Annotated in this window: 1 protein-coding gene; it reads right to left on the bottom strand. The window is 71.1% G+C overall.

All coding sequences use genetic code 11. The features are described from left to right. On the bottom strand, positions 1-1,411 hold a 1,411-nt coding region (locus DVH02_RS33920; RefSeq protein WP_114627667.1), incomplete at both ends, for a beta-N-acetylhexosaminidase.

Here is a 1,411-nt window from a genome sequence, read left to right as displayed (position 1 = left end):
CGCCGTCCCCGCCGTCCCCGCCGTCCCCGCCGACGACGCCGTCTTCGCTTCGAGCGCCTTGAACTCGTTCCAGCTCAGCTTCGGCTTCGCCGGGTTCCAGGTCTTCTCCGCCGTCGCCGCCAGCGGCAGCCTGATCCCGGCCGCCACCTGGTCCTGCGTCTGGGCGTTGGGGAAGTCGCCCCAGATGGCGAACATGCCGCCCTGGATCTGCCGCTGGTGCGTCGTGGGCACCGGCTTCGTGCCGCGCACCACCAGCGGGGTCCACTGCTCGTAGATCCGCTGACCGGTCGGGTAGACGAAGGTGTTGGGCTGCCCGAGCACGTAGTAGAGGTACTCGTCGTTGAAGTTCAGCACCTTGCGGCCCTCGTCGAGATACTCCTCGGGCGGTCGCGCGCCCAGCTCCTTGCCGGTCCAGTACTGCACCTCGAAGGCCGGGTCGGCCTTGACGACACCGCCCCTGAACAGCCCGTCGTTCCAGACCTTGAACTTCTTGTCGAACGACTTCAGCGCCGCCGCCCGGTCGTTCGTCCAGCCGGTCGTCAGGTCCTGGACCCGCGCGCCCGAGCCGTACGTGCTCACCGCGGCCCGCGCGAGCTGCGGATAGGACGCCTGCGGATCGCGTACGACCAGCGCCTGGTACTCGTCGGCGCCGAGGTTCCAGTAGGGACCGCGGAACAGGGCCGCGAACTCGCGGTCCAGCTCGTCCACGAGCTTCGCCGAGGCGGGCTTGGAGATGTCGATCGCGCCCTGGGTGGCCGCGCCGCTCACGTTGCGCAGCTGGAGATCGGGGTGGGCCTTGAGCACGGCGCCGAGGTGTCCCGGCGAGTCGATCTCCGGGACGACGGTGATGTGCAGCCGGTCGGCGAGCGCCAGGATGCTCCGCACGTCGGCCTTGGACAGATGCTCCGCCGAGACGATCTCGGGGTGGCTGGTGGACTCGATGCGGAAGCCCTGGTCGTCGGAGAAGTGCAGCCCCAGCATGTTCATCTTGAGGTCGGCCATCTCGCGCATCCGGGCCTCGATCCAGGCCGGGGTGTAGTACTTGCGCGCGATGTCCAGGTTGAGGCCGCGCTGCGCGCGGGCCGGGCTGTCGCGCACGACGCCCTCGGGCATCGCGCCGTCGGCCCGTACGGACTGCTTCAGGGTGCGCGTCCCGTAGAAGACCCCGGCCCGGTCGGCACCGGTGATCAGCACCCGCCCGTCGCGGGCGGTCAGGGTGTACGACTCGGCGGCGCCCGAGCCGCTCTTGAGCGCCAGCTCGACATCGCCCGCGCGGGCGGCGGCGGTGCCCCGGTAGGCGATCCTCAGCTCCCGCGAGAGGAGCTTCGCCTCGTCCGCGAGCTTCTCGCTGCCCCGGGCGACGACGACCCCGCTGTCCGTGCCGGGCTTCCAGCCGGGGCCGCGCGCGGCC

The organism is Streptomyces corynorhini (genome assembly GCF_003346515.1).
GTDB lineage: Bacteria > Actinomycetota > Actinomycetes > Streptomycetales > Streptomycetaceae > Streptomyces > Streptomyces corynorhini.
Note: the sequence above shows the minus strand (reverse complement) of the source record. Positions and strands in the feature narration are given on the sequence as shown.